Genomic DNA, 21,819 nt, shown 5'->3' with positions numbered 1-21,819 from the left:
CGTCCCTCGGCGTGCAGGCGTCGCGGGTCGGCCCAGCCCTCGGCGAGCGCGGCGTCGTACGCCTCGCGGGCCGCGGGATGCACGGGCGCGCGCCCGGCGGCGTCCAGGTGGGTCCGGGCGCGGCCGTGCCCGTGCGGGGGCGCCGGTGCTGGAGTCACGTGCGTCACGGTAGCCGTCACGGCGTGCCGCCCGACCTGCAGGCCGTCCCACGCACGCTAGGGTGATCCCGTCGAGGACGAAAGTCCCGGTAGGCGCGCCCACGGTGCCGCCCGACCGAGGCCGCATGACACGAGAGGCACCCCTTGGACGCGCAACACCCCCGTCGACGCCGGTCGGGCGTCGCCCGTCTCTCGGCGCTCGCCGTCGTCGTGACGCTGGTCGCGACCGGCTGCTCCGCCGAGGCCCAGAGGGGCTACCTCCCGGGTCGGGAGGACGGCGAGCAGGTCACCAACATGACCGAGCGCATCACCACGCTGTGGACCGGATCCTGGATCGCGGCCCTCATCGTCGGGCTCATCACCTGGGGCCTGATCCTGTGGTGCGTCGCGGTCTACCGGAAGCGGCGCGACGACGACACGCTCCCGGTCCAGCTCCGGTACCACGTGCCGCTCGAGATCATGTACGTGATCCTCCCGATCCTCATGATCGGTGTCCTGTACTTCTACACGGAGCGCGACACCGCGGCGATCGAGGACATCAGCGCCGAGCCCGACCTCACCGTCCAGGTGGTCGGCAAGCAGTGGAGCTGGGACTTCAACTACCTCGACGACAACGTCTACGAGACCGGCGTGCACACGATCGACGTGGGCGCGCCCGGCAACCCGGACGAGGTGCCGACCCTGTACCTGCCGGTCGACGAGCGGGTGGAGATCCACCTGACCTCGCGCGACGTCGTGCACTCGTTCTGGGTCCCCGCCTTCCTCTACAAGAAGGACATGATCCCCGGCCGTCCGAACGTCTTCCAGGTCGTGCCGACCGCCGAGGGCGTCTACGCCGGCAAGTGCGCCGAGTTCTGCGGCGAGTTCCACTCCGGGATGCTCTTCAACGTCGCGGTGGTCTCGCGCGAGGAGTACGACGCCCAGATGGAGGAGCTGCGTGAGGCCGGCCAGACCGGCTTCCTCGGCTCCGACCTCGATCGCACGCAGAACCGCGGCGACGACAACGCGATCCCGACGGGAGAGGGCTGATGGCCGCGGCAGTCGAGACGGTGCCGGGGCTCACTCCCCGCCACCAGGGACGTGGCCGGGCGATCGTCCGCTGGATCACGTCGACCGACCACAAGACGATCGGTTACCTGTACCTGATCTCGTCGTTCTTCTTCTTCTGCATCGCGGGGCTCATGGCCCTGGTGATCCGCGCCGAGCTCTTCGAGCCGGGGATCCAGATCGTGCAGAGCAAGGAGCAGTACAACCAGCTCTTCACGATGCACGGCACGATCATGCTGCTGCTGTTCGCGACGCCGCTGTTCGCGGGCTTCGCCAACGTGATCATGCCGCTCCAGATCGGCGCGCCCGACGTCGCGTTCCCGCGCCTGAACATGCTGGCGTACTGGTTCTACCTGTTCGGCGGCCTCATCGCGGTCTCCGGCTTCTTCACCCCGCAGGGTGCCGCGTCGTTCGGCTGGTTCGCGTACACACCGCTGTCGACGACGACGTACTCGCCAGGGCTCGGCGGTGACCTCTGGGTCTTCGGCCTCGCGCTCGGTGGCTTCGGGACGATCCTCGGTGCGGTCAACTTCATCACCACGATCCTGACCATGCGTGCCCCCGGCATGACGATGTTCCGGATGCCGATCTTCACCTGGAACACCCTGGTGACGAGCCTGCTCGTGCTCATGGCGTTCCCGCCGCTTGCGGCGGCGCTGTTCGCGCTCGGCTCCGACCGGCGCTTCGGCTCGCAGGTGTTCAACCCGGAGCACGGGGGCGCCATCCTGTGGCAGCACCTGTTCTGGTTCTTCGGGCACCCCGAGGTCTACATCATCGCGCTGCCGTTCTTCGGCATCGTCTCCGAGATCTTCCCGGTGTTCAGCCGCAAGCCGCTCTTCGGCTACAAGGGCCTGGTCTACGCGACGATCGCGATCGCGGCCCTGTCCGTCACCGTGTGGGCGCACCACATGTACGTCACGGGCGCCGTCCTGCTGCCGTTCTTCGCGCTCATGACCATGCTCATCGCGGTACCGACCGGTGTGAAGTTCTTCAACTGGATCGGCACGATGTGGCGCGGGAAGCTGACGTTCGAGACGCCCATGCTGTGGTCGCTCGGGTTCCTGGTCACCTTCCTCTTCGGCGGTCTGACCGGCGTGATCCTGTCCAGCCCGGCGCTCGACTTCCACGTCTCCGACACGTACTTCGTCGTGGCCCACTTCCACTACGTGGTGTTCGGCACCGTCGTGTTCGCGATGTTCGCCGGCTTCTACTTCTGGTGGCCCAAGTTCACCGGCAAGATGCTCGACGAGCGTCTCGGCAAGATCCACTTCTGGCTGCTGTTCTTCGGCTTCCACGCGACGTTCCTCATCCAGCACTGGCTCGGTGCGCAGGGCATGCCGCGGCGCTACGCCGACTACATGCCGGAGGACGGCTTCACCTGGATGAACCAGGTCTCGACGATCGGCTCGATGGTCCTGGCCGCGTCCACGCTGCCGTTCCTGTGGAACGTCTACGTGACCTGGCGCAAGGCGCCGACGGTCACGGTCGACGACCCGTGGGGCTACGGGAACTCGCTCGAGTGGGCGACGTCGTGCCCGCCGCCGCGGCACAACTTCACGTCGCTGCCGCGCATCCGGTCCGAGCGCCCGGCCTTCGACCTGCACCACCCCGAGGTCGCGGCCATGGACCACGTCGAGCCCGACGCCGGGCCGCTGGACTGGGAGGGCGACCGCCGCGGGCAGACGTCCCTGGCGGCCGAGCGGCTGGCGACCGGCGACGCCGAGCCCGAGCAGTCGTCGGCGACGATCGTCGACGAGGGTCGGCGCCCGGAGCCCGGCGACGACGTGACCGACGGTGGCAACGCGAAGGACGAGGACCAGCGATGAAGTTCGAGACGCGACTGTTCCTGGCCTTCGTCCCCTTCTTCATCCTCGTCGGGGTCGTCTACGGCTTCTGGAGCCGGTGGGAGCCGGTCGGCGTGGCCTGCCTGTTCCTCACCGCCGGGCTCGTCGCCATGGTGGGCGGGTACCTGGCGATCCTCTCGCGCAAGATCGACGCGCGTCCCGAGGACGACCCGTACGCCGACATCGAGCAGGGTGCCGGCGAGCAGGGCGTCTTCAGCCCGTGGAGCTGGTGGCCCCTGGTCCTCGCCGCGGGCGCGGCCGTCGCGTTCGCGTCGCTCGCGATCGGCTGGTGGCTGCTGGCCATCGGCGCCGGCCTCGGTGCCATCGGCCTCGTCGGCTGGGTCTTCGAGTTCTCCCGCGGACAGCACGCCCACTGACACTGAGCGCGCGCACCGAACCGCGCGCCGACCACGACGCCCGTCCGCCCCTCAGGGGGCGGGCGGGCGTCGTCGTCCCCGGCCCGCCCTCTCTCCGCGGTTCTGGCACCGATCCGGGTGTCCACGCGCCGGATGGGTGCCAAAACCGGGCGTGCGCTCATCGCGGGGGTAGCTGGCGCGCGGTCTCGACGTCCCAGGGTCCCGCCGTCCACGCGGCCGGGCGTCGGTCTTGTGCGTGGCCTCGTCCGCCGCGGCCGCCGCTCGCGCGGACGTTTTGGCACCGATCCGGGTGTCCACGCGCGGGATGGGTGCCAGAACCGGGCGAGCGGGGTCGTGGGGCGAGGGCGTCGTGCGGTGGCGGGACGACGGCGGGGGCGGGGGGGGGGGGGGGGGGCCCCCCCCCCCGGGGGGGGGGCCCCCCCGGGGGGGGGGGGGGGGGGGGGGGGGGGGGGGGGGGGGGGGGGGGGCCCCCCCCCCCCCCCGCGGGGTCGATCACCCTCCGGGGAGGGGTGGAGCTCAGGCGAAGGGGACGATGAGGCCCTGCGTCTGGGTCCGGGCCCGCTCGAAGCGCGCACCGGCGTCGGCCCAGTTGACGATGTTCCACCACGCCTTGACGTAGTCCGCCTTGACGTTGACGTAGTCGAGGTAGAAGGCGTGCTCCCACATGTCCAGCAGCACGATCGGGACGATGCCCAGCGGGATGTTGCCCTGCTGGTCGTAGAGCTGGAAGATGCCGAGCTTCTGGCCGACCGAGTCCCACGCGAGGATGGCCCAGCCGGAGCCCTGGATACCCAGCGCCGTGGCGGCGAAGTGCGCCTGGAACCCGTCGAACGAGCCGAAGAACTCGTCGATCGCGGCCGCGAGCTCGCCCACGGGCCGGTCGCCGCCCTCGGGGGAGAGGTTCTGCCAGAACGCCGAGTGGTTGACGTGGCCGCCGAGGTTGAAGGCCAGGTTCTTCTCGTGCAGGTTGATCGCGGCGAAGTCGCCCTTCTCGCGGGCCTCGGCGAGCTTCTCGAGGGCCGTGTTCGCGCCCGCCACGTAGGTCGCGTGGTGCTTGTCGTGGTGCAGCTGCATGATGCGCCCCGAGATGTGCGGCTCCAGCGCCGCGTAGTCGTAGGGCAGGTCGGGCAGGGCGTACTGGGCCATGGATCGGCTCCTCCGGTCAGGTCGCGGGGTTCGCGACGGCTCGGTCATGCTGTCGTGCGGGCACCGGCGGTGGGCCGATGCGGTCAGGGCTCGCCGCGCGGCGCGAGTGCGCCGCGCAGCGAGCCCTGGTGCTCACTGTGGTCGATCTTCAGTCGTCCTGCACCTCAGTGGCCCTGGACGGGGCCGTTCGAGGCGTCGGTGCCGAGCGGTGCCTCGGCCGCGCTGTGGCGCCCGCCCGTACCCGCGCCGACCTGGGCGGTCTCCTCGCCGGCGGGCAGGGCGTCGTGCTCTCCGTGCGAGTGCGCGGCCGCGAGCTCGGCGGGTGTGACGGGCTCGACCCGGTCCTCGTAGAAGAACCGCGAGACCCGCGCCCGCAGGGCGTCCTTGCGGTAGCCCTTGCGGCGCACGCCGCGCTCGTCCTCGGCCGGCGCGAGCTCCAGCGGGCGCCGGGGCTCGTACTGGACGCGGATCCAGCGCTCGTACTCGTCGAGCGGCTCGTGGACCTCGACGTACTCGCCGTTCGCGAACCGCACGATGCGCCCCGTCTCCTGGCCGTGCAGGACGATCTCGCGGTCCTTGCGCTGCAGGCCGAGGCACAGGCGCTTGGTGACCACGAACGCCACGACCGGTGCCACGAAGAACAGGATGCGGAACGCCCACGTGATGTCGTTGATCGACATCCCGAAGTGCGTCGCGATGATGTCGTTCGAGCCCGCCAGGATGAGGATGAAGAACGCCATGAGGATCGCGACGCCGACCGCCGTGCGCACCGGCGCGTTCCGCGGCCGGTCGAGCACGTGGTGCTCGCGCTTGTCGCCCGTGGCCCACGCCTCAATGAACGGGTAGGCCGCGAGCAGGGTGAACAGCACCCCGGGCACGACCACGGCCGGGACCAGCACGTTCAGCGACAGGGTGTACCCGCCGATCACCCACTCGGTGCCCTGACCTGGCATGAGGCGGAGCGCACCCTCGAGGAAGAGCATGTACCAGTCCGGTTGTGCGCCCGCCGCGACCGGTGAGGGGTCGTACGGGCCGTAGTTCCAGACGGGGTTGATGCTCAGGGTCCCGCCCATCAGGGCGAGCACGCCGAACACGATGAAGAAGAAGCCACCGGCCTTGGCGACGTACACCGGGAACAGGGGGAAGCCGACGACGTTGCGGTCCGTGCGACCCGGCCCGGGGAAGTGCGTGTGCTTGTGCAGCACCACCAGGAAGAGGTGCAGCCCGACGAGCGCGAGGATCAGCGCGGGCACGAGCAGGATGTGCAGCGTGAACAGGCGCGGGATGATGTGCTCGCCCGGGAACTCGCCGCCGAAGATGAAGTACGACAGGTAGGCGCCGACGAGCGGGATCGACTTCACGACGCCGTCGGTGATGCGCAGGCCGTTGCCCGAGAGCACGTCGTCCGGCAGCGAGTAGCCCGTGAAGCCGGCCGCGAGGCCGAGGATCATCAGGACGAAGCCGACGAGCCAGTTGACCTCGCGGGGCTTGCGGAAGGCACCCGTGAAGAACACGCGCATCATGTGCGTGACGATCGACGCCATGAACATCAGCGCCGCCCAGTGGTGGATCTGGCGCATGAGCAGGCCGCCGGTCACCTCGAACGACAGGTCGAGCGTCGAGGCGAAGGCCTCGGACATCTCCACGCCGTTCATCGGCGCGAACGGCCCCTCGTACTCGATGAGCCCCATGCTGGGCACGAAGAACATGGTGAGGAAGAAGCCCGTGATGAGCAGGACCACGAACGAGTAGAGGGCGATCTCGCCCAGGAGGAAGGACCAGTGGTCCGGGAAGATCTTCCGGGCGAAGCTCTTCACCGCCAGGCTGATGCCCGTGCGCTGGTCCAGGTAGTCGGCGGCACCGCCAGCGGTGCGCTGGGCCCCGGTTGCTCGAGTGCTCACTTCAGCCGCTCCCAGTAGCTCGGGCCGATCGGTTCGTGGAAGTCGCTCTGCGCGACCAGGTAGCCCTCGTCGTCGACCGTGATCGGCAGCTGGGGCAGCGCGCGGCTGGCGGGGCCGAAGACGACCTTCGCGCCGTCCGCCATGTCGAAGGTGCTCTGGTGGCACGGGCACAGCAGGTGGTGCGTCTGCTGCTCGTAGAGCGCCACGGGGCAGCCCACGTGGGTGCAGATCTTCGAGTAGGCGACGATGCCCTCGTAGGACCAGTCCTTCTTGTCCTCGGCCTCCTTGAGCACCTGCGGGTCGATCCGGACCATGAGGACGACGGCCTTGGCCTTCTCCTCGATCCAGTGCGACTCCTCGCGCAGGCCCTCCGGGATGACGTGGAAGACCGAGCCGATCGTCACGTCGGCCGCGCGGATGGGCTTGCCGGAGGGGTCACGCGTGAGGCGCTTGCCCTTGCGCCACACCGTGTGGCGGAAGGCGTTGATGTCCCAGTTGCCCCCGACGTCGCCGATCAGGGGGACCGCGACGCTGAGCGGCGCGAGGGCGAGGGCGGTCACGACGGCGCCCTTGAGGACGCCGCGCCGCTGGATGCCGGAGTCCTCGACGCCGTCCTTGAGCTGCTGGACGGCCTCGGCCCGGACCGCTGCGTCGCTGCGCTGCGGGTGACGCTGCTCGGACCGCTCGTGGTCGGACATGAGGACCTTGGCCCAGTGCACGGCGCCGGCGCCGATGGTGAACATGGCCAGGAACAGGCCGATCCCCAGCAGCAGGTTCGACAGACGCATGCTCTCGACCGTCTCGCCCGGCCGCACCAGGAAGTACGCGACGAGCGTGCCGATCGTGCCGACGATGGACAGCAGGAACAGGACGACGACCTGCCGCTCGGCGCGCTTGGCGGCCGCCGGGTCGTGGTCCGCCATGCGGTCGCGGTGCGGGGGGAGCCCCGGGTTCTCGAAGCGCTCCGGCAGACCCTGCTCGTCGCGCTGGACGGTGAGCTCGCCGCCGCTGTTGTCGGTCGTCATGAGGACTTCGCTCCGATCCACACCGAGCACGCGATGAGCAGGCCAAGGCCCGCGACCCACACCCACAGGCCCTCGACCACGGGGCCGACGGAGCCCAGGTCGGTGCCGCCGGGTGCGCCGGCCTTCTGCTCCTCGAGGAACGCGATGATGTCCTGCTTGTCATCGGGGGAGAGGTTCGCGTCGTTGAACACGGGCATCGACTGCGGCCCGGTCAGCATCGCCTCGTAGATCTGCGTGGGCGTGCTCCCGGACAGCGACGGGGCGTACTTGCCCTCGGACAGGGCGCCGCCCTTGCCGATGGAGCCGTGGCACATCGCGCAGTTGGTGCGGAAGAGCGCCATGCCGTTGGCGGCGTCGCCGCCCGCGGGGTCGACCTGGTCCTTGGCGGGGATCGCCGGGCCGGGGCCCAGCGAGGCCACGTAGGCGGCGAGCTGCTGGATCTGCTCCTGGTCGAACTGCGGCGGCTTGGCGGGGGCCTGCGGGCCGTTCTGCTGCATCGGCATGCGGCCGGTCGAGACCTGGAAGTCCACCGACGCGGCACCGACGCCGATGAGCGAGGGGACACCGTCGCGGCCCTCGGCCGAGGGGCCGTGGCAGGTCGCGCAGTTCGCCTGGAACAGCGCCTTGCCGGCCTCGACGTCGGACTCGCTCGGAGCGGTGGCGCTGACGGCGCTCGGCGCGAGGGCGGCGTAGAGCCCTCCGGTGGCGAGCAGCGCCAGCAGGAGCAGGATCACCGGGGCGAACCGGTGGTTCCTGCGAGCGGCGATGGCCTTCACGAAGCGTTCCTCATCTCGTCGGTGCACATCGCCGGTGCGAGCGTGCGGTGCTGGTCTGCGGTGGTGGGCTGCGGGCAGCGGCCGCGGTGCGTCACTGGATCAGGTAGATCGCGCCGAACAGCGCGATCCACACGACGTCGACGAAGTGCCAGTAGTAGGAGACGACGATCGCCGTCGTCGCCTCGTGGTGGCCGAAGCGCTTCGCGGAGAACGAGCGGCCGAGCAGCGCGAGGAAGGCGATGAGGCCGCCGACGACGTGCAGGCCGTGGAAGCCGGTCGTGAGGTAGAAGACCGACCCGTACGGGCTCGAGGAGATCGTCACGCCGTGGCTCACGAGCTCGGCGTACTCGAAAACCTGGCCGCCGATGAAGACCGCGCCCATCACGTAGGTGAGGGTCATCCACTCGTTCATGCCCCAGCGGCGGATCTGGAGCAGGCTCCCGGTCCGTCGCGGCTGGAACCGCTCGGCCGCCCACACGCCCATCTGGCACGTGATGGAGCTGAGCACGAGGACGATCGTGTTCGCCGTGGCGAAGGGGATGCTGAGCTTCTGCGTCTCCTCCGCCCACAGCTCGGGGATCGTCGAGCGGATCGTGAAGTACATCGCGAACAGAGCCGCGAAGAACATCAGCTCGCTCGCGAGCCACACGATCGTGCCGACCGACACGGGGTTCGGGCGGTTGACGCTCAGATGTGGGCGCGTGACAGGGGCAGCCGTTGCGGATGACACCTCGTCATTATGGCGGAGGTTGAGGCTCCATGGGTCCAAAGACCCACCCCGAGCACGACACGACTCGATCACACTCCCTCCACGACGCGCCGAGGCGGCCCCGTCGGCAGGCCGCCGTGCCAAGATGCACGTGGTGCCAGAGCAGGCGCCGGCGTCGAGAACGGGTGAGGGCGGCATGGGCGGCACGGTCACGAGCGAGCAGCACGACGGCGAGTGGGATGTGGTTGAGCGCGGTGGTGCTCCGCAGACCCTGCGCGTCCTGCTCTACAGCGACCACGCGGAGACGCGCGAGCAGGTGAAGCTGGCCGTCGGCCGCCGCATCGCCAAGGACCTCCCCCCGGTGGAGTGGGTCGAGGTCGCCACCCCGGAGATCGTCATCGCGACGGTGGACGCGGGCGGCCTGGACCTCCTCGTGCTCGACGGCGAGGCCGGCAAGTCGGGCGGCATCGGTCTGTGCCGGCAGGTCAAGGACGAGGTCTACCAGTGCCCGCCGGTCCTGGTGCTCCTGGGCCGCGCGGCCGACGCCTGGCTCGCCTCGTGGGCGCAGCCCGACGGCGTCGTGACCCGGCCGCTCGACCCGATCGCCGTGCAGGCGGCCGTCGCCGGGCTGCTGCGTCCCGCGTCCGCCGCGTGACGTCGCCGGGATGACGGCAACCCCGGGGTCGGACGGCGCGCGCGTCGCCCGGGCCACGCCCACGTGGCCGGGACTCCTCACGCGGCTGATCGCCGGTCAGGACCTCAGCGTGCCCGAGGCCGCGTGGGCGATGGACCAGGTGATGAGCGGTGACGCCGAGCCCGTGCAGCTCGCCGGCTTCCTCGTCGCCCTGCGGGCGAAGGGGGAGACGGTCGCCGAGCTCACCGCCCTGACGGAGGTCATGCTGGAGCACGCGCGGCGCATCTCGGTGCCCGGGCGAGCGGTCGACATCGTCGGCACGGGCGGCGACCTCATGCACACGGTGAACATCTCCACGATGGCGTCGCTCGTCGTCGCGGGCACGGGCGTGCGCGTGGTCAAGCACGGCAACCGGGCGGCCTCGTCGTCGACGGGCGGTGCCGATGTCCTCGAGGCGCTGGGCGTGCGCCTGGACCAGTCGCCCGAGCGCGTCGCGGAGCTCGTGGACGAGGTCGGCATCACGTTCTGCTTCGCGATGGTCTTCCACCCGTCGATGCGGCACGCCGCCCCGGCACGCCGCGGCCTGGCGGTGCCGACCATCTTCAACTTCCTCGGGCCGCTCACCAACCCGGCCCAGCCGCCGGCGGCCGCGATCGGCGTACCGGACGCGCGGATGGCCGGCCTGATGGCCGGGGTGCTCGCCGCGCGCGGGACGTCCGCGCTGGTCTTCCGGGGCTTCGAGGGCATGGACGAGCTCGCCGCAACCGGCCCGGCCGACGTCTGGTGGGTGCGCGACGGCCTCGTGGAGCGCACGACGATCGACCCGGCGGCCGACCTCGGGCTCGACGCGATCCAGGCCGCCGACCTGCGCGGCGGCGACGCCGCGGCGAACGCCGACGTCGCGCGGCGCGTCCTGGCGGGCGACCCGGGGCCGGTGCGGCAGACCGTGCTGCTCAACGCCGCGGCCGCCCTGGTGGCCGACGGCACGCTCGCGGGCACGGGCTCGGGCACGCTCGTCGAGCGGCTCGCCGCGGGGCTGCGCCACGCGACGGAGTCCGTGGACGGCGGTCACGCGCTGCGCGTGCTCGACCGCTGGGTCGCCGCCTCCCAGGCCTGAGGCGGCTGGGCTCAGTCGCCCAGACCCAGGTCGAAGGCCGACTCGAGGTCGTGCTCCGAGTACGCGCGGAAGGCGATGTAGGTCTGCGTGCGCAGCACGCCGTCGACCTTGCTGAGGCGGTCGGCGATGACGTCGGCCAGGTCGTCGTGCTCGCGGACCCGCACCATCGCGATGAGGTCCACCTCCCCGGTCACCGAGTACACCTCGGTGACGCCGGCCACCTCCGCCACCTCCGTCGCGATCTCCGGGATGCGGGCGGGGTCGGCGTCGATGAGGACGACGGCGGTGATCATGGGTGAGCCTTTCCCTCGGTGTCCGTGGTCCTCATCATGCCGTCCCGCTGACCTGCGCGTCCGAGCGCACGCGGGCGTCGGCGTCGGCGGTGTGCGCGTCGGCCCGGACCGGGGCGTCCACGTCGTCCCGGGCGGTGTCGTCCCGGGCCATGCCGTCCCGGGCGACGCCCTCCCAGGCCGCTTCGTCTGCGGTGTCCCTGACCTCGGCCGCCGGGACGAGGGCGGTCACCGGTGGCGTGCGGCGGGCGACGGCGGCGGCCACGGCGGATGCTGTCGCGGCCGGGGAGCGGAACGCCTCGGCGCCCCGTACCGGGCACGCCCAGCCCTCCCCGGCCTCGACGAGGCGGACGCCCGGCTCCTCCAGCCAGTCGAGCACCAGGTCGGTCTCCTCCGGGTGGGCGGCGGACGCGGGCAGGCACGGCGGCGCGACGTGCTCGGCGGTCGCCACGAGCGCCGCGATGTGCGGTCGCGGGTCGGCGCCGGGCGGGGTCGCGGTGGTCGCCGAGAGCCGGCCGTGACGGACCACGGCGACCTCCCACCCGCCGCCGTCGCGGACGCGGGCGGCGACGAGCTGCGCGTGGCCGGCCGCGCGGCGCGAGCGCTGGGCCCGTGAGGCACCCCGCAGGAAGGCGGCGAGCTGGTCGCGCCACGCGGCGGCCTCCTCGAACCGCTCGGTGGCCGTCAGCTGCGCGATGCGGGTCGCGTGGGCACTGACGACGGGCGCGGGGTCGAGGAGCATCGCGTGGCGCACCGCGTCGACGACGGCGGTGTAGGCCTCGACGTCCTGGCCACCGGTGCAGGGCGCGCCGCACCGGCCCATGCCCGCGAGGGCGCAGGGGCTGGCGTCGGCCGACGGCACGCGGGGGAGCCGGCCGGAGCACTGCCGCAGCGCGAACGTCGCGTGCAGGGCGTCGATCGCCTGCTGGGCTGCACCGCGGCTGGCGAACGGACCGATGTGCGCCTCGGGTCCCGCGGTCGGGCCGCCGTCGCCCCGGACGTCGCGGACGATGCTCAGCCGGGGGTAGGGCTCCACGGTGAGCCGGACCCACGGCATCCGCTCGGGGAAGCGGGAGCGTCGGTTGTAGCGCGGGGAGTGCTCGGCGATGAGGCGCAGCTCGCGTACCCGCGCCTCCAGCACGGTGCCGCAGACGATCGGCACCACCTCCTCGGCCAGCGCGACCATCTCGTTCATGCGGCGCCGGTGCTCCGCCGCCGTGAAGTAGCTGCGCACCCGCGTGCGCAGCGACGTGGCCGTGCCGACGTAGAGGATCTCCCCGCGGGCGTCGCGGAACTGGTAGACGCCCGGCGCGTCCGGCAGGCCGTCGGCCAGGTGGCGCTTGCGGCGCCGGGCGGCGGGCACGGGGTCGGTCGCTGTCGCGAGGTCCTCGAGGTGCGTGATCCCGAGCGGGCCGAGGCGCCCGAGGAGCGCGTGGAGCACGTCGACGGTGGCTCGGGCGTCGGACAGCGCGCGGTGGTCCGGCGTGACCGTCGCCCGGAAGTACGCCGCGAGGGTCGAGAGCTTGTGGTTCGGCACCTCGTCGCGTGTCACGGCGCGCCGCGCGAGGGCGACCGTGTCGACGACCTGGTTGCCGGGCCAGGCGTAGCCGTGGTCCGCGGCCGCCGCCTTGAGGAAGCCGACGTCGAACGCGGCGTTGTGCGCCACGAGGACGGCGCCGCGCGCGAACTCCAGGAAGCTCGGCAGCACCTGCCCGATGCGGGGCGCCTCGCGGACCATCGACGTCGTGATGCCCGTCAGCGTCGCGATGAAGGCCGGCACGGGGCCGCCGGGGTCCACCAGCGTCTGGAACTCGCCGAGCACGCGCCCACCGCGCACCTTGACCGCGCCGATCTCCGTGATCGCCGCCGTCGCCGGGGTGCCGCCGGTGGTCTCGAGGTCCACCACGACGAAGGTCACCTCGGACAGCGGCGTCCCGACGGCGTCGAGCGTGAGCTGCACGCCCGGTCCGGCCGGCGCCGCGCCCTGCTCGCGCCCTACCGCCGCGGCCGGACCGGCGGCAGCGAACGGGGACGTGGAGCGCGGGACGAGGTGCATGGTCGTGACGGTAGGCGCGGGCACCGACACGACCCCGGCGCAACGCCGCGGCGGGCTGCGTGTCGGAGGTCGCACGTACCGTCCGGCGCATGATCATCGACTGCGGGACCTGCACGGTGCGCGGCGACGCGTGCACCGACTGCGTGGTGACCTTCCTGACCATCCCGGTGCGCGCCGGGGCCGCCGTGCCGGACCAGGCGGCTCAGGACGCCTGGTCCGCCCGGGCCGCGCCCGAGGCCGCCGCCGGGGTGGGCGCACCCGACCTGGACGACGCCGAGCGCGCCGCCCTCGCGGTGCTGGCCCGCTCGGGACTCGTCCCGCCGCTGCGGCTGGTGCGCGCCGTCTGACGCGGCGTCCGACCGCCGGGACGGGCCCACGCGCACGCACACCGTGCGGGCGCCGTGGTCGGCGCCCGCACGGTGTGCCATCAGGCGGGGATGCGGTCAGGCGGGGATGCCGCCAGGCGGGGATGCGGTCAGGCGGTGTGCTGCGGCGCGCCGGCGTAGATCGCCTCGATCTCGTCCGTGAAGTCGGCGATGACGCGCGCACGCTTCACCTTGAGCGACGGCGTCAGGTAGTCGTTCGCCACGGTGAAGTCGGTCGTCAGGATCGTGAACTTCCGGATCGACTCGGCGCGGGAGACCGCGGCGTTGGTCCGCTCGACCGCCCGGTCCAGCGCGGCGCGCACCTGGGGGTGCGCAGCGGCCTCGGCCACCGTGAGCTCCGGCAGCCCGTGCGTCGCCAGCCACCCGGGAAGCGCCTCGGCGTCGAGCGTGACGAGCGCGCCGATGAAGGGCTTCTGGTCGCCGACGACGACGACCTGGCTCACGAGCGGGTGCCCACGCAGCCGGTCCTCGAGCACGGCCGGCGCCACGTTCTTGCCCGCGGCCGTGACGATGATCTCCTTCTTGCGGCCGGTGATGCGCAGGTGGCCGTCCTCGTCCATCGACCCCAGGTCCCCGGTCCGGAACCAGCCGTCGGTGAACGCCTCGGCCGTCGCCTGGGCGTTGTTGTGGTAGCCGACGAAGACGCCGTCGCCGCGCACGAGGATCTCGCCGTCGGCAGCGACGCGCACCGCGAGCCCGGGCAGCGGCGGGCCGACGGTGCCGATCTTGACGCCGTCGGGGACGGAGACCGTGGCCGGCGCGGTCGTCTCGGTGAGCCCGTAGCCCTCGAGCACGTTGAGCCCGACACCGCGGTAGAAGTGCCCGAGGCGCTCGCCGAGCGGGGCGCCGCCGGAGATGGCCCACTGGGCCTGGCCGCCGAGCGCCGCGCGGATCTTCTTCAGCACCAGGACGTCCGCGACCTTGTGCTGCAGGCGGAGCCACGGGCTCGGGCCGCGCGGTTCGTCCAGCGCGCGCGAGTAGACGATCGCCGTCTTCGCGGCGCGCTGGAAGATCCCGCGCTTGCCGCCTGCGGCGGCCTTCTGCTCCGAGGAGTTGTAGACCTTCTCGAACACGCGCGGCACGGAGAGGATGAACGTCGGCTTGAAGGAGCCCAGGTCCGGGACCAGCGTCTTGGTGTCCGGGGCGTGGCCCAGGACGGCGCCGGCCGGGATGACCAGCACCTCGATGAAACGCGCGAAGACGTGCGCCAGCGGCATGAAGAGCAGGGTCCGGGACCCGGGCGGGCACACCTCGCTGCCGAGACGCGCGACCGCGTTGCGCGTCAGGCTGACGAAGTTGGCGTGCGTGAGCTCGGCGCCCTTGGGACGTCCGGTGGTCCCCGAGGTGTAGATGAGGGTCGCGATGTCCGACCCGACGGCCAGCGCGCGCCGCCGCTCGATCTCGGCGTCGGGCGTCCCCGCACCCGCCTCGGTCAGCGCCCCGATGGCGCCGTCGTCGATCACCAGGACGTCCTCGAGCGTCGGCGCCTGGTCGCGCACACCCGCCACGGTCGCGGCGAGCGCCGCCGTCTCCACGACGAGGAGGCGGACGTCGGCGTCGGTGAGGATCCAGACGATCTGCTCGGCCGACGACGTCTCGTACAGCGGCACCGGGATCGCGCCGACCGCCCAGACGGCGAAGTCGAGGAGGGTCCACTCGTAGCGCGTGCGGCTCATGATGCCGACGTGGTCGCCGGGCTGGATGCCGCGGGCCACGAGGCCCTTGGCGACAGCGACGACCTCGGCGTCGAACTCCCGCGCGGACAGGGGGATCCAGGGTCCGTCGGGCGTGGTCTTGTGCTCGATCAGCGTTGCGTCCGGGAGGTCGGCCACGCGTGCTGCGAGGAGGGTGTTGAGGTTCTCGGACGGCGAGACCTCGACGAGGCGGGGGGTGGCGAACTCGTCCATGCTGGCTCCAGTGGCAGACGGATGGGTGTGCAGACCCTACCCACTCCCCGGGGCGCGCGGACGCAGGCCGGGCGTCCTGCCCCCGATCGCGTGAGGCTCGGTAGCCTGCACCGAGGGTTTCTCGCGGCTCAGGCCCATCTCGAGCAAGGACGGACATGTACGCGATCGGTGTGGACATCGGCGGCACGAAGATCGCGGCGGGCGTGGTCGACGAGGACGGCAGGATCGTCGCCAAGGCGAAGCGGAAGACGGTCGCCGGTGACGCGGCGGAGATCGACCGCGCCGTCGCCGACCTGTACACCGAGCTGGCGGCCGGCTACGAGGTGAGCGCCCTGGGCGTCGCGGCGGCGGGCTTCATCGGCTCGGACCGCTCGACGGCGCTGTTCGGCGCCAACATCGCCTGGCGCGACTACCCCCTGCGCGAGCGGATCGCCGAGCTCGTGGCCGACGACGTGCGGATCGTCGTGGAGAACGACGCCAACGCCGCGGGCTGGGCGGAGTTCCAGTTCGGCGTCGGGCGCGAGGTCGACGACATGCTGCTGCTCACGGTCGGCACGGGCCTGGGCGGCGCCCTGGTCGTGGGCGGCCGCCTGGTGCGGGGTGCGTGGGGCGTGGCCGCCGAGGTCGGTCACCTGCGCGTGGTCCCGCAGGGCCACCAGTGCGGGTGCGGCCTGCACGGCTGTTGGGAGCAGTACGCGTCGGGCAGCGCCCTGGTGCGCGAGGCCCGGGCCGCCGCGTCGGCCCACCCGGACCGCGCGACCCGGCTCGTCGAGCTCGCCGACGGCCGCCCGGACGCGATCAGCGGCCCGTCGGTGACCGTGGCGGCCAAGGAGGGCGACCCGCTCTCCGTCGAGCTGCTGGCCGAGCTCGGCCGCTGGATCGGCGAGGGCTCGGCCTCGGTCGCGGCGCTGCTGGACCCGGCGCTCGTGGTGATCGGCGGAGGCGTCGGCGCGGCCGGGGACCTGCTCCTCGAGCCCGCCCGGGCGGCCTTCCTGTCCCAGCTCTCGGGACGCGGTTTCCGGCCGGAGGCGCGCATCGAGCTCGCCGCCATGGGCAACGACGCCGGCATCGTGGGCGCCGCGGACCTCGCCCGGCTCTGACGCCGGGACCGGCGCGCCGGCCCGGGCGACCGCCCCCTCAGACACCAGGCCCCTCAGACGACGGCGCCCGGCCCGTCGTCGTCGTCCCGGCGGTGCGGCATGCGCCACAGGAGCAGGCCGACGGCGGCGACGAAGGCGGCGCCGGCGACCTGCAGCACGAGCGCGGGAAGGTCCTGCCAGGCGACGACCGCGACGAGCATGAGCAGCGGGACGCCCGCGACGGCGCCCCAGGCCATCGTCAGCAGCGGGTCGCCGCCGAGCACGGGCCCGGGGTCCGGCGGCTGGAAGTGCTCCTCCGCCGCCTCGACGTCGGGGTCGGGGCTCCAGGAGCGTGGTGTCGAGGGGTCCGGCGGGCGCCGGTCCGCCTCCGGCGCGTCGGCGGGGACGTCCGGCGGGGCGTCGGTGGACCGGCGGTGCGGGCGTTCCGGTGGCGCCTGGGCGTCGGCGTCGCGCGGGGCGGCACCCAGGTCGCCGAGCTGCGCCACGATCTCGGCCCAGCGCGCCTCGATGTCCGTGTCCGAGGACTCGTGCGGGCCGGCCGTGCCCTCGGGGCCGTCGGCCTTCCCGTCGCCGGCGCCAGCGCCGGTGGGTACCGGACCGTCCGCCCCCCGGTCGTCGCCCGGTTCGGGTGACGTTCCGTGGGGTTCTTCGGCGTCGTGCGGACGTCCACCCATGCTGAGCACTCTAGAGTCGTGGGGTCGCTGCGCGTGGGTCGCGCGAGCGCAGCAGCGGAGGTGACGCTTGTTCTACTGGCTGATGAAGCACGTGGCGCCCGGTCCGCTCCTGCTCGGGATGTTCCGTCCGTGGGTGCGGGGGATCGAGAACGTGCCGGAGACCGGAGGGGCGATCCTCGCGAGCAACCACCTCGCGGTGATCGACTCCTTCGTGCTGCCCCTCGTCCTGTCGCGGAAGATCCAGTTCATCGCCAAGGCGGAGTACTTCAACGGCACCGGCATCAAGGGCCGGCTCAAGGCGGGCTTCTTCCGCGGGGTCGGCACGGTGCCGGTGGACCGCGGGGGCGGCAAGGCCGGTGAGGCAGCCCTCAACACCGGGCTGCGGATCCTGCAGGAGGGCAGCCTCTTCGGGATCTACCCCGAGGGCACGCGCAGCCCGGACGGGCGCCTGTACCGCGGCAAGACGGGTGTGGCCCGGCTCGCCCTGGAGGCGGGCGTCCCCGTCATCCCCGTGGCCATGGTGGGGACCAACGTCGCGCAGCCGATCGGGCAGGTGATCCCCAAGCCGATGCGCATCGGGATCGTCATCGGCGAGCCGCTCGACTTCAGCCGGTACAAGGGCATGGAGAACGACAGGTTCATCCTGCGCTCGGTGACGGACGAGATCATGTACGCGCTCATGAGCCTCTCGGGCCAGGAGTACGTCGACCTCTACGCGGCGACCGCCAAGGCGCGCATCGCGGCCGGTCACAGCCCCGACGAGGCCGCGCCCGCCGACGAGCGCCCGCACGCCCCCGGCGGGCGTCCGGTGCCCGACGTCCAGGTTCCGGTCCCGCCCCAGGACGAGGTCCCGCCCTCAGTAGGATGAGCGTGTCGCCCACGGCGACCGCCACGACCGAGGGCCCGCCGCTGCGCCGCCGGTCGGCTCCCACGCTCGTGGGGGCCCTGTGCAGATCAACGAGAAGGTGAGTCCGAGATGTCGGTTCGTCGTGTCGCCCTGCTGACCGCGGGCGGCTTCGCCCCGTGCCTGTCCTCCGCCGTCGGAGGGCTCATCGAGCGCTACACGGAGATCGCCCCCGACGTCGAGCTGATCGCCTACCAGCACGGCTACCACGGCCTGCTCACCGGCACCAAGGTCGTCGTCGACGACGAGGCGCGCGCCAAGGCCGGGATCCTGCACCGCTTCGGCGGCAGCCCGATCGGCAACTCGCGCGTCAAGCTCACCAACGCGAAGGACTGCGTCAAGCGCGGCCTGGTGCGCGAGGGCCAGGACCCCCTGCACGTCGCGGCCGAGCAGCTCAAGGCCGACGGCGTCGACGTCCTGCACACGATCGGCGGGGACGACACGAACACGACGGCGGCGGACCTCGCGGCCTACCTGCACGAGAACGACTACGAGCTGACCGTCGTCGGGCTGCCCAAGACGATCGACAACGACGTCGTGCCGATCAAGCAGTCGCTGGGCGCCTGGACGGCCGCGGAGGAGGCGGCCGGCTTCGCGCGCAACATCATCGGTGAGCACCGCTCGGGCAACCGCATGCTCATCGTGCACGAGGTCATGGGGCGGCACTGCGGGTGGCTCACGGCGGCGGCGGCGGCGGAGTACCGCCGCTGGCTCGACACCCAGGAGTGGGTCCCGAGCATCGGCCTGTCGCGCGAGCGCTGGGACATCCACGCCGTCTTCCTGCCCGAGCTCGCGATCGACATCGAGGGCGAGGCCGCGCGCCTGCGCGAGGTCATGGACACCGTCGGCAACGTCAACATCTTCCTGTCCGAGGGCGCCGGCATGCACGAGATCGTGGCGCAGCTCGAGGCGGCCGGCGAGCAGGTCCAGCGCGACCCCTTCGGTCACGTCAAGCTCGACACCATCAACCCGGGCCAGTGGTTCGCGAAGCAGTTCGCCGAGCTGCTCGGCGCCGAGAAGACGATGGTGCAGAAGAGCGGCTACTACTCGCGCGCCGCGGCGGCGAATCCCGAGGACCTGCGCCTCATCAAGTCGATGACGGACTACGCCGTCGAGTGCGCCCTGCGGGGCGAGTCCGGCGTGATCGGGCACGACGAGGAGGACGGGGACCGGCTCAAGGCCATCGCGTTCCCGCGCATCGCCGGCGGCAAGGCGTTCGACGTGTCGGCGCCGTGGTTCGGCTCGCTCCTCGAGGGCATCGGCCAGCCGCTGGTCCCGGCATCCGCGTCATGAGCGTCGAGCCCGACCCCACGGTCGTCTCGGGGCTGGACGCGTGGCGCGACCTGCCCGCGCGGCAGCAGCCGCTGTGGCCCGACGCCGACGTCGTCGCGGCCGCCACGGGCGAGCTCGCCGCCCTGCCTCCGCTGGTGTTCGCCGGCGAGGCGGACGTGCTCACGGCGCGCCTGGCGGCCGCCGGGCGCGGTGAGGCCTTCCTGCTCCAGGGCGGGGACTGCGCCGAGACGTTCGCCGAGGCCACCGCCGACAACATCCGGAACAAGATCAAGACGATCCTCCAGATGGCCGTCGTCCTCACGTACGGCGCGAGCCTGCCCGTGATCAAGATGGGCCGGATGGCCGGGCAGTACGCCAAGCCGCGCAGCTCGGACGACGAGACGCGCGAGGGCGTGACGCTGCCCGCGTACCGCGGCGACGCCGTCAACGGTCACCCGTTCACGCCCGAGGCGCGCGTGCCGGACCCGCACCGCCTGGTCGACGCGTACCACCGCTCGTCGGCGACGCTCAACCTCATCCGCGCGTTCACGACGGGCGGCTTCGCCGACCTGCGCCGGGTGCACGAGTGGAACCGCGGTTTCCTGGCGAACCCGGCCTACGCGCGCTACGAGGAGACCGCCGCGCAGATCGACCGCGCGATCCGGTTCATGGCGGCGTGCGGCGCCGACTTCGACGCCCTGCGCACCGTCGAGTTCTTCTCGAGCCACGAGGCGCTCCTGCTCGACTACGAGCGGGCCCTGACGCGGATCGACTCGCGCACGGGCACGCCGTACGACTGCTCGGCGCACTTCCTGTGGATCGGCGAGCGGACGCGCCAGCTCGACGGGGCCCACGTGGACTTCCTGTCCCGCGTGCGCAACCCGATCGGCGTGAAGCTCGGCCCGACGACGTCGGCCGACGACGCGCTCGCGCTGATGGACCGGCTCAACCCGGCGGACGTCCCCGGCCGGCTGACCTTCATCACCCGCATGGGTGCGTCGCGCATCCGCGACGCCCTGCCGGGTCTCGTGGAGAAGGTGCACGCCTCCGGGCGCCCGGTCACGTGGGTGTGCGACCCGATGCACGGCAACACGATCACGTCCGCGAGCGGCTACAAGACCCGCCGCCTCGAGGACGTGCTCGACGAGGTGCGCGGGTTCTTCGAGGTCCACCGCGGCCTGGGCACCGTGCCCGGCGGCGTGCACGTCGAGCTCACGGGCGGCGACGTCACCGAGGTCCTCGGCGGCAGCGAGGAGATCGACGACGCGGGCCTGGCCCTGCGCTACGAGACCCTCGTGGACCCGCGCCTGAACCACCAGCAGTCGCTCGAGATGGCGTTCCAGGTGGCGGAGATGATCCGCCAGGCCTGACACCGGACGACGTCGGCCCCCGACCGCTGCGGCGGTGCGGGGGCCGACGTGCGTCGGGGCTCAGGTGATGGTGAGGGTCACGACGCTGCCGAGCGGCGCCTGCGTGCCAGCGGCCGGGTCCTGCCCGAGCACCCGGTTGAGCCCGAAGTACGGGGCGGCCCGTGCCGTCTCGACGCGGAAACCGGCGGCCTCGAGCGTCGCGCGAGCGTCGCTGACCACCGCGCCGTAGGGGATCTCGGGCACCGCTGCGAGCGGCGGCCCCTGCGAGACGGTGATCGTGATCTCGTCGAGCCGCAGCGCCTGCGAGCCGGGCTCCAGGCTCTGCGCCATGACGGTGCCCGCCGGGTGGTCCATCGAGAAGTCGGTGGCCTCGACGACCGTGAGCCCGCGGTCGGAGAGCTCCTGGATCGCGGCGTCGCGCTCGACGCCGACCACGCTGATGACCTCGACCGGCGCGCGGCCGTCGGACACGACCACCGGCACCTCGGTGCCGACGGGGAGCTCGCTGAGCGGCTCGGCGCCCACGCTGATGACGTGGTCGAGCGGGACCTCGTCGTGGTGCTCGCGGCCGGGCTCGGGCACGGTGAACCCGGCGGCCTCGAGCGCGGCGACGACGTCGGCGGCCGGCGCCCCGACGAGCCCCTCCGGGACCGTCCGCAGGTCGGGCCCGAGGGAGACGACCAGGGCCACGGTGCCGTCCTTGCGCACCCGGTCGCCCGGGGCCGGGTCGGCGGAGACGACGTGGTCGACCGGGACGACCGGGTCGAAGGCCTCGTCCTGGCTCACGTCGAGCCCCGCCTGGGCGAGCACCGCCTCGGCCTCGGCCACCGGCGCGCCCTCGAGGCCCTGCGGGACCGTTGTGTAGGCGCCCGGTCCCTCGGCGGCGTACCACCAGATCCCGGCGCCGGCCAGCAGCAGCACGCCCAGCACCACGGCGACGAGCCCGAGCCGGTGGCGGCGCCGCGACCGCGGCACGAGGACGTCCGGCTCGGCGAGGCCCGTGCCGATGGGCAGGGCCATGGTCCGGCCGAATCCCGGCTGGTCGTCGTCCGGCGCGGGCGCGCGTCCCGTCGGGCGCCGGCCGGCGACGTCGAGCGTCTGCGTCGCGTGGGGGTCGGCGGGGGCG

20 protein-coding genes are annotated in these 21,819 nt (G+C 72.6%); 10 read left to right on the top strand and 10 right to left on the bottom strand.

Features of this window, described 5'->3' with window-relative positions; all coding sequences use genetic code 11:
- Positions 1-302 precede the first annotated feature (302 nt).
- Genes coxB through IDM29_RS04930 form a run of 3 tightly spaced genes read left to right on the top strand, consistent with a single transcriptional unit; the run spans position 303 to position 3,426 of the window.
- Entirely contained in the window at positions 303-1,187 is an 885-nt protein-coding gene (coxB, locus tag IDM29_RS04940; protein ID WP_182111344.1) for a cytochrome c oxidase subunit II, read from the top strand.
- On the top strand, positions 1,187-3,031 hold the full coding sequence (gene ctaD / locus IDM29_RS04935) for a cytochrome c oxidase subunit I (protein WP_182111343.1): 1,845 nt from the start codon (positions 1,187-1,189) through the stop codon (positions 3,029-3,031). Before coxB ends, ctaD begins: the two co-directional genes overlap by 1 nt.
- Positions 3,028-3,426, top strand: a complete 399-nt coding sequence (locus IDM29_RS04930) for a cytochrome c oxidase subunit 4 (RefSeq protein WP_182111342.1) — start codon at positions 3,028-3,030, stop codon at positions 3,424-3,426. Before ctaD ends, IDM29_RS04930 begins: the two co-directional genes overlap by 4 nt.
- A gap of 516 nt (positions 3,427-3,942) precedes the next feature.
- Here IDM29_RS04930 and IDM29_RS04925 read toward each other — a convergent pair.
- The 5 genes from IDM29_RS04925 to IDM29_RS04905 form a co-directional block, all read right to left on the bottom strand.
- Positions 3,943-4,572, bottom strand: a complete 630-nt coding sequence (locus IDM29_RS04925) for a superoxide dismutase (protein ID WP_182111341.1) — start codon at positions 4,570-4,572, stop codon at positions 3,943-3,945.
- A gap of 164 nt (positions 4,573-4,736) precedes the next feature.
- Complete coding sequence (locus IDM29_RS04920; protein ID WP_182111340.1) at positions 4,737-6,473, bottom strand: ubiquinol-cytochrome c reductase cytochrome b subunit; 1,737 nt, start codon at positions 6,471-6,473, stop codon at positions 4,737-4,739.
- Positions 6,470-7,498 (bottom strand): ubiquinol-cytochrome c reductase iron-sulfur subunit, encoded by a 1,029-nt coding sequence (locus IDM29_RS04915; RefSeq protein WP_182111339.1) that lies wholly within the window; start codon positions 7,496-7,498, stop codon positions 6,470-6,472. The genes IDM29_RS04920 and IDM29_RS04915 overlap by 4 nt, the downstream gene beginning before the upstream one ends.
- Complete coding sequence (locus tag IDM29_RS04910) at positions 7,495-8,274, bottom strand: c-type cytochrome (protein WP_182111338.1); 780 nt, start codon at positions 8,272-8,274, stop codon at positions 7,495-7,497. The genes IDM29_RS04915 and IDM29_RS04910 overlap by 4 nt, the downstream gene beginning before the upstream one ends.
- Positions 8,275-8,365: 91 nt before the next feature.
- Positions 8,366-9,004 (bottom strand): heme-copper oxidase subunit III, encoded by a 639-nt coding sequence (locus tag IDM29_RS04905; RefSeq protein ID WP_182111337.1) that lies wholly within the window; start codon positions 9,002-9,004, stop codon positions 8,366-8,368.
- Between the two features lie 133 nt (positions 9,005-9,137).
- Here IDM29_RS04905 and IDM29_RS04900 point away from each other — a divergent pair, with 133 nt between their 5' ends.
- Together IDM29_RS04900 and trpD are read left to right on the top strand one after the other, a co-directional pair.
- Positions 9,138-9,638, top strand: a complete 501-nt coding sequence (locus tag IDM29_RS04900; RefSeq protein WP_309232675.1) for a hypothetical protein — start codon at positions 9,138-9,140, stop codon at positions 9,636-9,638.
- 10 nt (positions 9,639-9,648) lie between these two features.
- Entirely contained in the window at positions 9,649-10,734 is a 1,086-nt protein-coding gene (trpD, locus tag IDM29_RS04895; protein ID WP_182111336.1) for an anthranilate phosphoribosyltransferase, read from the top strand.
- 11 nt (positions 10,735-10,745) lie between these two features.
- Here trpD and IDM29_RS04890 read toward each other — a convergent pair whose 3' ends face one another.
- Together IDM29_RS04890 and IDM29_RS04885 are read right to left on the bottom strand one after the other, a co-directional pair.
- The gene (locus IDM29_RS04890) at positions 10,746-11,027 is read right to left on the bottom strand and encodes an Lrp/AsnC family transcriptional regulator (protein ID WP_182111335.1); all 282 of its coding nucleotides are present in this window, start codon (positions 11,025-11,027) and stop codon (positions 10,746-10,748) included.
- Positions 11,028-11,061: 34 nt separating this feature from the next.
- Positions 11,062-13,080, bottom strand: a complete 2,019-nt coding sequence (locus IDM29_RS04885) for a DEDD exonuclease domain-containing protein (protein ID WP_182111334.1) — start codon at positions 13,078-13,080, stop codon at positions 11,062-11,064.
- 89 nt (positions 13,081-13,169) lie between these two features.
- On the opposite strand from IDM29_RS04885, the gene IDM29_RS04880 reads away from it, so the two are divergent.
- A complete protein-coding gene (locus IDM29_RS04880) occupies positions 13,170-13,427 on the top strand; it encodes a hypothetical protein (protein ID WP_182111333.1) in 258 nt (85 codons plus the stop codon).
- A 128-nt stretch (positions 13,428-13,555) separates the two neighbouring features.
- Here IDM29_RS04880 and IDM29_RS04875 read toward each other — a convergent pair whose 3' ends face one another.
- On the bottom strand, positions 13,556-15,373 hold the full coding sequence (locus IDM29_RS04875) for a long-chain fatty acid--CoA ligase (RefSeq protein WP_182111332.1): 1,818 nt from the start codon (positions 15,371-15,373) through the stop codon (positions 13,556-13,558).
- A gap of 155 nt (positions 15,374-15,528) precedes the next feature.
- Between IDM29_RS04875 and IDM29_RS04870 the strand changes: the two genes are divergently transcribed.
- On the top strand, positions 15,529-16,473 hold the full coding sequence (locus IDM29_RS04870; RefSeq protein WP_182111331.1) for an ROK family glucokinase: 945 nt from the start codon (positions 15,529-15,531) through the stop codon (positions 16,471-16,473).
- Positions 16,474-16,526: 53 nt separating this feature from the next.
- On the opposite strand, the gene IDM29_RS04865 is transcribed toward IDM29_RS04870, so the two are convergent.
- Positions 16,527-17,147, bottom strand: coding sequence for a hypothetical protein (locus tag IDM29_RS04865; RefSeq protein WP_182111330.1), 621 nt, complete (start codon positions 17,145-17,147; stop codon positions 16,527-16,529).
- A 67-nt stretch (positions 17,148-17,214) separates the two neighbouring features.
- On the opposite strand from IDM29_RS04865, the gene IDM29_RS04860 reads away from it, so the two are divergent.
- The 3 genes from IDM29_RS04860 (at position 17,215) to IDM29_RS04850 (ending at position 20,693) form a co-directional block, all read left to right on the top strand.
- Entirely contained in the window at positions 17,215-18,015 is an 801-nt protein-coding gene (locus IDM29_RS04860; RefSeq protein WP_255491534.1) for a 1-acyl-sn-glycerol-3-phosphate acyltransferase, read from the top strand.
- Positions 18,016-18,123: 108 nt separating this feature from the next.
- A complete protein-coding gene (locus IDM29_RS04855) occupies positions 18,124-19,344 on the top strand; it encodes a pyrophosphate--fructose-6-phosphate 1-phosphotransferase (protein ID WP_182111329.1) in 1,221 nt (406 codons plus the stop codon).
- Entirely contained in the window at positions 19,341-20,693 is a 1,353-nt protein-coding gene (locus IDM29_RS04850) for a class II 3-deoxy-7-phosphoheptulonate synthase (protein ID WP_182111328.1), read from the top strand. Before IDM29_RS04855 ends, IDM29_RS04850 begins: the two co-directional genes overlap by 4 nt.
- A gap of 60 nt (positions 20,694-20,753) precedes the next feature.
- On the opposite strand, the gene IDM29_RS04845 is transcribed toward IDM29_RS04850, so the two are convergent.
- Positions 20,754-21,819, bottom strand: a 1,066-nt coding sequence (locus IDM29_RS04845; protein WP_188037258.1) for a PASTA domain-containing protein, incomplete at its 5' end; no start/stop codon positions are given.

The organism is Actinotalea sp. JY-7885 (assembly GCF_014525465.1).
GTDB lineage: Bacteria > Actinomycetota > Actinomycetes > Actinomycetales > Cellulomonadaceae > Actinotalea.
Note: the sequence above shows the minus strand (reverse complement) of the source record. Positions and strands in the feature narration are given on the sequence as shown.

Bases quoted from the DNA above. Each gene is read 5' to 3' on its own strand.
- ctaD (WP_182111343.1), top strand. From the start codon at position 1,187: ATGGCCGCGGCAGTCGAGACGGTGCCGGGGCTCACTCCCCGCCACCAG.
- IDM29_RS04930 (WP_182111342.1), top strand. From the start codon at position 3,028: ATGAAGTTCGAGACGCGACTGTTCCTGGCCTTCGTCCCCTTCTTCATC.
- IDM29_RS04925 (WP_182111341.1), bottom strand. From the start codon at position 4,572: ATGGCCCAGTACGCCCTGCCCGACCTGCCCTACGACTACGCGGCGCTG.
- IDM29_RS04915 (WP_182111339.1), bottom strand. From the start codon at position 7,498: ATGACGACCGACAACAGCGGCGGCGAGCTCACCGTCCAGCGCGACGAG.
- trpD (WP_182111336.1), top strand. From the start codon at position 9,649: ATGACGGCAACCCCGGGGTCGGACGGCGCGCGCGTCGCCCGGGCCACG.
- IDM29_RS04890 (WP_182111335.1), bottom strand. From the start codon at position 11,027: ATGATCACCGCCGTCGTCCTCATCGACGCCGACCCCGCCCGCATCCCG.
- IDM29_RS04885 (WP_182111334.1), bottom strand. From the start codon at position 13,080: ATGCACCTCGTCCCGCGCTCCACGTCCCCGTTCGCTGCCGCCGGTCCG.
- IDM29_RS04880 (WP_182111333.1), top strand. From the start codon at position 13,170: ATGATCATCGACTGCGGGACCTGCACGGTGCGCGGCGACGCGTGCACC.
- IDM29_RS04875 (WP_182111332.1), bottom strand. From the start codon at position 15,373: ATGGACGAGTTCGCCACCCCCCGCCTCGTCGAGGTCTCGCCGTCCGAG.
- IDM29_RS04870 (WP_182111331.1), top strand. From the start codon at position 15,529: ATGTACGCGATCGGTGTGGACATCGGCGGCACGAAGATCGCGGCGGGC.
- IDM29_RS04865 (WP_182111330.1), bottom strand. From the start codon at position 17,147: ATGGGTGGACGTCCGCACGACGCCGAAGAACCCCACGGAACGTCACCC.
- IDM29_RS04855 (WP_182111329.1), top strand. From the start codon at position 18,124: ATGTCGGTTCGTCGTGTCGCCCTGCTGACCGCGGGCGGCTTCGCCCCG.
- IDM29_RS04850 (WP_182111328.1), top strand. From the start codon at position 19,341: ATGAGCGTCGAGCCCGACCCCACGGTCGTCTCGGGGCTGGACGCGTGG.